8 protein-coding genes are annotated in these 8,264 nt (G+C 68.2%); 5 read left to right on the forward strand and 3 right to left on the reverse strand.

Features of this window, described 5'->3' with window-relative positions; genetic code table 11:
• Positions 1-86: 86 nt before the first annotated feature.
• Positions 87-311: a DUF1289 domain-containing protein gene (locus B4K74_RS07030; protein WP_286692339.1), complete on the forward strand. Its 225-nt coding sequence runs from the start codon at positions 87-89 to the stop codon at positions 309-311.
• Positions 312-421: 110 nt separating this feature from the next.
• Positions 422-928 (forward strand): retropepsin-like aspartic protease family protein, encoded by a 507-nt coding sequence (locus B4K74_RS07035; protein ID WP_286692340.1) that lies wholly within the window; start codon positions 422-424, stop codon positions 926-928.
• On the opposite strand, the gene B4K74_RS07040 is transcribed toward B4K74_RS07035, so the two are convergent.
• Positions 925-1,746 (reverse strand): sulfite exporter TauE/SafE family protein, encoded by an 822-nt coding sequence (locus B4K74_RS07040; protein ID WP_286692341.1) that lies wholly within the window; start codon positions 1,744-1,746, stop codon positions 925-927. The two genes, B4K74_RS07035 and B4K74_RS07040, sit on opposite strands and share 4 nt — an antisense overlap.
• Positions 1,746-2,774, reverse strand: a complete 1,029-nt coding sequence (gene dusA, locus B4K74_RS07045) for a tRNA dihydrouridine(20/20a) synthase DusA (RefSeq protein WP_286692342.1) — start codon at positions 2,772-2,774, stop codon at positions 1,746-1,748. The genes B4K74_RS07040 and dusA overlap by 1 nt, the downstream gene beginning before the upstream one ends.
• A 335-nt stretch (positions 2,775-3,109) precedes the next feature.
• On the opposite strand from dusA, the gene B4K74_RS07050 reads away from it, so the two are divergent.
• Complete coding sequence (locus tag B4K74_RS07050) at positions 3,110-3,718, forward strand: DUF4168 domain-containing protein (RefSeq protein WP_286692343.1); 609 nt, start codon at positions 3,110-3,112, stop codon at positions 3,716-3,718.
• Between the two features lie 37 nt (positions 3,719-3,755).
• Here the strand turns inward: B4K74_RS07050 and B4K74_RS07055 are convergent, their stop codons facing one another.
• Complete coding sequence (locus B4K74_RS07055) at positions 3,756-5,600, reverse strand: monovalent cation:proton antiporter-2 (CPA2) family protein (RefSeq protein ID WP_286692344.1); 1,845 nt, start codon at positions 5,598-5,600, stop codon at positions 3,756-3,758.
• Between the two features lie 112 nt (positions 5,601-5,712).
• Between B4K74_RS07055 and B4K74_RS07060 the strand changes: the two genes are divergently transcribed.
• A complete protein-coding gene (locus B4K74_RS07060) occupies positions 5,713-7,533 on the forward strand; it encodes a vWA domain-containing protein (protein ID WP_286692345.1) in 1,821 nt (606 codons plus the stop codon).
• 73 nt (positions 7,534-7,606) lie between these two features.
• On the forward strand, positions 7,607-8,264 hold a 658-nt coding region (locus B4K74_RS07065; protein WP_286692346.1), incomplete at its 3' end, for a DUF4126 domain-containing protein.

The raw sequence follows: 8,264 nt of genomic DNA on the forward strand, positions 1-8,264 counted from the left end.
CGCGTCGTTTACAGGAAACGACAGTTTTGTGACGGACGCAAGTTTTTTCGTCTGCTATCGGAGTATCTTTTCGACGTATGTCACATATGCGCACCCCCTCTGACGGCCCGCCCAGGCCCATCAAGACCCCCTGCACCAAGGTCTGCACGGTCGATGGCGCCTCGGGCCTGTGCCTCGGCTGTCTGCGCTCGCTGCAGGAAATCGCCGAATGGAGCCGGCTGGATGAGGCGACCCGCGAGGCCATTCTGGAGGATCTGCCCGGGCGGGTGACGCGGCTCGATCCGGCGCTGCAGGGGCTGGTGCCGCGCTAACCATTTGTCAGCCATGACGCTTCACCGCATCCCAACGTCCATGCCCTAGACCGGAGCCATGATTGCCGCAGAAGCGGCGCGTACATACGGGTGTCCGAGTGAGTATCGACATGACCGGCAGCGTTTCCGGAAGTGCCATTCTGGCCGCAGCCGTGGGGACCTCCCTGCTGGCGGCCTGGGGCTTTGGGGCCCTTTCCGACAAATCCGCCCAAGCTGCGCCCCAGCCGGCCGCCATGGTGCGGATGACCGAAACTGCCACCCCCATCCAGCGCGGTGCGGACGGTCATTACTGGGCCCGCGCCCAGGTGGAGAACAAACCCGTCGCCCTGCTGGTCGATACCGGGGCCGCCGCCGTGGTGCTGCGCCCGGCCGATGCCCGGGTGCTGGGACTGAACCCCGAGACCCTCGATTACAGCCAGTCGGTTCGCACCGTGTCGGGCATGGCCCAGGCCGCATCGGTGACGCTGTCCAGCGTAACCGTGGCGGGCGTCGAGATCCGCGATGTCGCCGCCCTGGTGGTCCAGGCCGACTTGCCGCACTCCTTGCTGGGGATGAGCTTCCTCGGCCGCCTGTCGGGCTTTGAGGCCACGCCCGAGGGCCTGGTGCTGAAGCCCTAAAGCGCCTTGGCGAGCACCGACACCGCCGTCGCCATCAGGTAGAGGGCGAACAGCCGCCGGAGCAGCCGTCGGTCAAGGCGGTGGGCCAGCCGGGCCCCGAATGGCGCGACAAGGGCCGTCAGCCCCCCGATCATGAGGGCGGCGGGCACATTGACATAGCCCAGCGACAGGGGCGGACGCCCCTCGGCGGACCAGCCGAACACGACGAAGCCGACAGTCGCGGCGGCGCCGATCGCCATGCCGAAGCCCGAGGCCGTGGCCACCGCCTGATGGATTGGGCGTCCGCACAGGGTCATCATCAGCCCGCCGAAACTGCCGCCGCCGATACCCATCATGGCCGACAGGCTGCCGATGGCCGTGCCCCAGCCGCGCCGGGCCCAGCCCGTCGGCACATCCCGGGCCAGGGTGAAGCGCTCGGGCATCAGGCCCAGCTGGGCAGCGATGGCCCCCAGAAAGATCGCGTAAATCCAGGCCAGCTCCTGCATCGACACCAGCCCCGCCAGAAACGCCCCGACCAGCGCCCCGCCGCCGACCCAGGGGGTCCAGGTCTTCAGCACGACTTCATCGACCGCCCCATGCGCCCGGTGCGCCGTCAGCGACCGCCAGGAGGTCAGCACAATGCTGAGCAGGGAACTGCCGACCGCCACATGCAGATTGGCCTCGCCGCCCAGACCCAGCAGGGCAAAGGCCCAGAACAGCACCGGCACGATCACCGTGCCGCCGCCCACCCCGAACAGGCCCGCGATCAGTCCGGCGAACACCCCCGCTGCGGCCAGCCCCGCGATCAGGCTGGCAAACTCGAGGGAGGAAAGGTCCACTAGGCGGCGGACTCAAGCCGCGCGGCGGCCCGGGCCTCGGCCTCATGCACCGCGTCCAGCGCCCGGTCCAGAACCTCCAGCCCGGCACCCGGCTGGATGCTGTCGACCGTCAGGATCCGCCGCCAGCTGCGCGCGCCCGGCCGACCGTGCATCAGGCCCAGCATGTGGCGCGCCATGGCCGGCAGAGGCACGCCCTCCTCCAGCCGCGCCGCCATATAGGGGCGGTAGGTGGCAAGCGCGTCCTCGACCGACCGCGCCTCGCCCTCGCCGAAGATCAGCGGGTCGACCCGGCCAAGACCGGCGGGTTCATGATAGGCGGTGCGGCCCAGCATGACCCCGTCCAGCGCCACGCCGTCCCGCGGTTCCAGAAGCTCGCGCGCTGCCTCGACCGAGGCCACGCCGCCGTTCAGCACCACGGTCAGTTCGGGCCGCTCGCGCTTCAGTCGCCGGACGAGGTCATAGTCGAGCGGCGGGATGTCCCGGTTCTCCTTGGGCGACAGCCCCTTGAGCCAGGCCATGCGGGCATGGACGATGAAGTGATCGACCCCGGCTTCGGTGCAGGCCTCCACAAGGGCGAACAGCGCCTGTTCCGGGATCTGGTCGTCGACGCCGATCCGGCATTTGACGGTCACCGGCACCGGCACCGGTACCGCTTCGGCCATGGCGCGCATGCAGTCGGCGACGAGGGTGGGCTCGCGCATCAGACAGGCCCCGAACCGGCCCGACTGCACCCGGTCGGACGGACAGCCGACATTGAGATTGATCTCGTCATAGCCGAACGGCAGGGCCGCCCGCGCTGCTTCGGCCAGCGCCTTCGGGTCCGATCCACCCAGCTGCAGCGCCACCGGCCCGACCTCCGGGTCATGACGCAGCAGGCGCGTGCGGTCGCCATGGATGACCGCATCGGCGGTCACCATTTCGGTGTAGAGCATGGCCCGGCGGGTCAGGGACCGATGGAAGGCCCGGCAGTGCCGGTCCGTCCAGTCCATCATCGGGGCGACGCTCAGCCTGTGGGCGGCGAAGGTCATGCCCGGGGCGGATACACCAAAAGGGCGCTGACAGGAATTCGCACCGCGAATCCCGGCGGGCCGCGCCAGACCCCGCCTCTTTGTCGCCTTGTCCGCGCCGTGCAGGGGTCGCAGGTTCGGCACGATGGTAGCGGCGCGAGGCCCGCACGGCGGGAACGCGGTGCGGATTTCGTCCCAACCCCGCCTTAGTTGCATCGCGGAAAAAGAGCCGCTACCTTAGTGATCGAGACCACTAGTCCTTGTTTTTCAAGGGCTTTGGTGAACCGGTATCGGAACCGGATCCGGGTTTCACCCGTTTTGACAATACGTCCAACCTCCCCGGAAGGAGCTTTTCCATGCGTATCCCTCTTTTTGCTGCCGTTTCCGCCGTGGCCCTGATGGCCGGTTCGGTCCAGGCCGCCCCTGCCACCGTCACCCCGGCCGTCGCCGTGGCCCAGGACCCCGGCTACTCCGATGACGAGCTGAAGAAGTTCGGCACGGCCATGGAGCAGCTGGCCGGCATTTCCGCCCAGATCCAGGGCGGCACCCCGACCGCCGAACAGCAGGCCGAAATGGCCGGCATCGTGGAGAACTCGGGCCTGACCATCGACCGCTTCAACGCCATCTCGCAGTCCGTCAGCGCCGATCCGCTGCTGCAGGCCCGGATGGCCGTGGTCATGACGCCGCCGTCGCCGGAAGGCTCGGTCGCCGCCTCGGTCACCGATCAGGAAGTCGAGCAGTTCTCCTCGGCCATGGGCCGCATCCAGGACATTGCCGCCGGCATCGAGGGCGGCACCCCGACCGCCGAGCAGCAGGCCGAGATGGCCGCCGTGGTCGAAGGCTCGGGCCTGACCATTGATCGCTTCAATGCGATCTCGACCGCTGTGAGCCAGGATCCGGCCCTGCAGGCCCGCATGCTGCTGGCCGATGCCAACCGCGCGGCCGGTATGTCGGGCGGCCAATAGGCCCACCGCCACCGGATCTGAACAAGACGGCGGTTCCTTACGGAGCCGCCGTTTTTTCGTCGGCCTCGATCGCGTCCTCGTTCAGCAGACGCCCCTGGCGGCGCGGCTTGATATAGGGCGCCGGTTGCGGCGTCGGTATATTGCCCCGCATCAGCGCCCGTCCGGCCTGCAACCCGCCCGACAGCTGCAGCGTCAGCCGCTCGTCGTCACGCCTGCGGACATCCTCGATGGTCTCGCGCGCCTCCAGGTCCGACACCCCCAATTCCTTCAGCACCTGCTCGCCAAACGCCAGTGCCGACTCGAAGGTCTCGCGGATCTGATAGTCGACCCCCGCCTCGATCAGACGCAGCGAATGCCCCCGGTCAAAGGCGCGGACGAACAGCTTGGTCAGCGGGAACTCCGAACGGATCAGTTCGACGATGTGGTCCGCCTGCTCCGGCTTGTCGATACAGACCAGCACCGCCTCGGCCTTGTCGACGCCCGAGGCGCGCAGCACGTCCAGCCGGGTGCCGTCGCCGTAATAGACCTTGAAGCCGAACTGGCCCGCCGCCTGGATCATCTCGACGTCGTTCTCGATGATTGACACATCGACGTCGCGCGCCAGCAGGGGCTGGGACACCACCTGGGCAAAGCGGCCGAAGCCGATGATCAGCACCTGCTCGCGCAGGTTCTCGGCCATCTCGACGCCGTCCATCGCGCCGGGATCCTGTGTCTCCTTGGGCATGAACCGGCCCAGCAGCATTGTCGTGACCGGCGTCAGCACCATCGACAGGATGACAATCGCCGTCAGCGCTGCACTGATCCGGGCATCGAACAGGCCCACCGTGCCCGCCGCCGCATAGAGGACAAAGGCGAACTCGCCCCCTTGCGCGAACAGCACGGCGCGCTCGACCGCCTCGCGCTCCCGCGCCTTGAACAGCCGCGCCACGCCATAGATGGCCACAGCCTTGACCGCCATGAAGGCGATCACCCCGCCGACCACCAGCTGCCAGTCGGCGATCACCACCCCGATATCCAGCGCCATGCCGACGCTCAGGAAGAACAGGCCCAGCAGGATGGCGCGGAACGGCTCGACGTCGGCTTCCAGCTGATGACGGAAGGTCGATTCCGACAGCAGCACCCCGGCCAGGAACGCCCCCATGGCCATCGACAGCCCGCCCATGTCCATCACCCAGGCCGCGCCGACCACCACCAGCAGGGCGGCGGCGGTCATCACCTCGCGCCCGCCATACCGGGCCAGGATGCGGAACACCGGGTTCATGACAAAGCGTCCGGCCACCAGCACGGCGGTGATCGCCGCCAGCGCCAGACCGACCGTCTGCCACAGGGGCGGGCCCTCGATCGTATTCACGCCCGTGACCGTGGCCAGCACCGCCACCACCGCCAGCAGCGGCACAATGGCCAGGTCCTCCAGCAGCAGGATCGACACCGCCCGCTGGCCGGATGGAGCGCCCATTTCTCCGCGCTCCTCCAGCATCTGCATGATCACTGCGGTCGAGCTGAGGACGAAGCCCATGGCCCCGACAAAGGCGACCGCGGGCGACAGCCCCAGCGCCATGCCGGTCAGGGTCAGCAGGCCGCCGCAGACCGCCACCTGGGTCGCGCCGAGGCCGAAAATCTCTTTCCGCAGCGACCACAATCGGGTCGGTCGCATCTCCAGCCCGATGATGAAAAGGAAGATGACCACGCCGAATTCAGCGACGTGCAATATGGTCTCCGGCTCGGAGAACAGGCCGAGGCCGAACGGCCCTATGGCCAGACCGGCGGCCAGATAGCCCAGCACCGAGCCCAGCCCTAACTTGCGAAAAATCGGCACCGCCAGAACGCCGGCCCCCAGCAGCGCCGCCGCATGCCCCAGCCCCAGTCCGCCCGCATCCGCCATGGCCGCCTCCCCCTGATTGAAACTGACTCCGTAGCAGAGGTTGGCGAGGCCGTCACAATCTGGCCCCATAACCCACGGCTGAATGCACGCCTCGACCTTGGAGGGTGTCACCATGACTCGCACGAAGCCGAACCGCATTGCCGCCGTCGCTGTCAGCGGCTCGCTGATCCTGTCGCTGTCCGGCCCGCCTGCCATCGCTGTCCCCTTGCAGGATCGCGTCGTCGATGGAGAGCCCACAGCGGCCGCCTGCGCGCCCTTCGGGTTTGAAGTCCGCGGCGCAGCTGTCGACGATATGGTTGTCAACGGGACGCGCGTGCGCCGGGACCCGGCCAGTGCGCCTACGCCCTTGATCCAGGTTGAGCGCGAGTCCCTGCTCGCTTCGGGGGCCTCGACGACGACAGACAATCTCGCGACCATCCCCTCTGCTCCGCCTCCGCCTCCGCCGCCAGCCAGTCGTGAGGTGCGTCAGTCCTATACCGGCCCCGCCATTGTGACCCCGGGCCCGGCGGTTACACCCCCGTCGACCGAACGCTATCCCGACGCCGTGCCCAATCCGGTCAAGCGCACCGCCGACGAGCCCGTCTCGACCTTCTCGATCGACGTCGACACAGCCGCCTATTCCAACGTCCGGCGCTTCCTCGGCGATGGTCAGCGGCCGCCGCGCGATGCCGTGCGGGTTGAGGAGATGGTCAATTATTTCGACTATGACCTGCCCGCCCCCACCTCGATGGCGCAGCCCTTTGCCGTCACCACCAGCGTGGTCGACTCGCCCTGGAGCCCCGGCCGCAAGATCGTCCATGTGGCACTTCAGGGCTATGAACTGCCGGCCAACCAGCGCCTGCCGCTGAACCTGACCTTCATGGTCGATGTGTCCGGCTCGATGCAGAGCCCCGACAAGCTGGGGCTGGCCCAGCGCACCATGAATCTGATCATCGACCGCATGCGGCCGCAGGATTCGATCGCCGTCACCACCTATGCCTCGGGCGCGCGGGTGCTGCTGACGCCGACACCGGGCACCGAAAAGCTCAAGCTGCGCTGCGCCGTGGCCTCCCTGTCCGCCGGCGGCTCGACCGCCGGGGCGGCGGGCATGGTCAATGCCTATGACCAGGCCGAGGCGGCCTTTGGCGCGGACAAGATCAACCGCATCCTGATGTTCACCGACGGCGACTTCAACGTCGGGGTCACCGAGGACAAGCGGCTGGAGGACTATGTCGCCGAAAAGCGCGAAACCGGCATCTATCTGTCGGTCTATGGCTTCGGGCGCGGCAACTATCAGGACGCCCGCATGCAGGCCATCGCCCAGGCCGGCAACGGCACCGCCGCCTATGTCGATGATCTGGACGAGGCCCGACGCCTGTTCGGACCGGCCTTTGACCGGGGCGCCTTCCCCATCGCCGACGACGTCAAGATCCAGGTCGAGTTCAACCCCGCCCGGGTCAGCGAATACCGGCTGATCGGCTATGAGACGCGGATGCTGTCCGAGGCCGATTTCTCCAACGACCGCATCGATGCGGGCGAGGTCGGATCGGGCGCGGCCGTCGTCGCCCTCTATGAGATCACCCCCGTCGGTGGCCCCAGCCAGCTGCCGGATCGCCGCTACGAACAGACCCCCACGCCGACCGGCGATCCGACTGGCGAATGGGCCTTTGTGCAGGTGCGGTTCAAGTCGCCGGGTGACGACACCTCGCAACTGATGCAGCACCCGGTCACGGGTCAGGACACCCGTCCCGGCACCGAGGTCCGTTGGGCGCTCGCCGTCGCCGGCGCCGCCCAGCTGCTGCGCGGCGACCCGTGGCTGGCCCCCGACTATGGCTGGGATCAGGTCATCGACCTGGCCCAGGGCGCGCGCGGCGAGGACCCCTGGGGCCAGCGGGCCGAGTTCGTCAACCTGTCCCGCGCCGCCTCGGAACTGGGCCCGGTGCGGGCGCCCTGACCGGGCGGCCGGAGCCTGCTATCCTGCCGGGCGTTGTCCGCTTGCACGGCCACCGACTGCTGGAGGATTGCCCATGCCTGACATGATGTCCGCCCTGCCCGTCTCCGGGCTCATGGAGACATGGGTGCTGCCGGTGCTGCTGGCGCTGGGGCTGGCGGCAGCGTCCGGCCTGCGCATCTTTGTGCCGCTGTTCATGGCGGCGCTGGCGGCAAAGTTTCAGCTGTTCGGCATCGAGCTGAACGACGGCATGCTGTGGATGACCTCCAACACCGCCATCGCCGCCCTGGGTCTGGCGACCATCATCGAGATCGTCTCGGACAAGGTGCCGGTGCTCGACAACGCCCTGCACGCGGTCGGCCTGATCGCGCGGCCGGTCGCCGGGGCCATGGTGGCCGGGTCGATGTTCGTGGGCCTTGATCCGACCGCGGCGGCCATTGCCGGCATCATCGTCGGCGCCCCGACAGCGCTGGCCTTTGGCGCGGCCCAGGGCGGCACCCGCGCCGCCTCGACCCTGTCCACCGCCGGCATGGCCAATCCCCTCCTCAGCGTCGTCGACGATGTGATGAGTGTCGGCACCGTGCTGATCGCCTTCCTCATGCCACTCCTGATCCCGGTCGTGATCCTGATCGGCTTTCTGGTGCTGCGGGCGGTCTACAACCATTGGCGCAAGGGCAACGCCCCCACCGTCATGCCGGAACTGTCGGCTAGATGTCGAAGCTATGAAGGTTGTT

Source organism: Brevundimonas sp. UBA2503 (assembly GCF_002341485.1).
GTDB lineage: Bacteria > Pseudomonadota > Alphaproteobacteria > Caulobacterales > Caulobacteraceae > Brevundimonas > Brevundimonas halotolerans.

Coding starts and splice junctions, on each gene's coding strand:
- B4K74_RS07030 (WP_286692339.1), top strand. CDS start 87: ATGCGCACCCCCTCTGACGGCCCGCCCAGGCCCATCAAGACCCCCTGC.
- B4K74_RS07035 (WP_286692340.1), top strand. CDS start 422: ATGACCGGCAGCGTTTCCGGAAGTGCCATTCTGGCCGCAGCCGTGGGG.
- dusA (WP_286692342.1), bottom strand. CDS start 2,774: ATGACCTTCGCCGCCCACAGGCTGAGCGTCGCCCCGATGATGGACTGG.
- B4K74_RS07050 (WP_286692343.1), top strand. CDS start 3,110: ATGCGTATCCCTCTTTTTGCTGCCGTTTCCGCCGTGGCCCTGATGGCC.
- B4K74_RS07055 (WP_286692344.1), bottom strand. CDS start 5,600: ATGGCGGATGCGGGCGGACTGGGGCTGGGGCATGCGGCGGCGCTGCTG.
- B4K74_RS07060 (WP_286692345.1), top strand. CDS start 5,713: ATGACTCGCACGAAGCCGAACCGCATTGCCGCCGTCGCTGTCAGCGGC.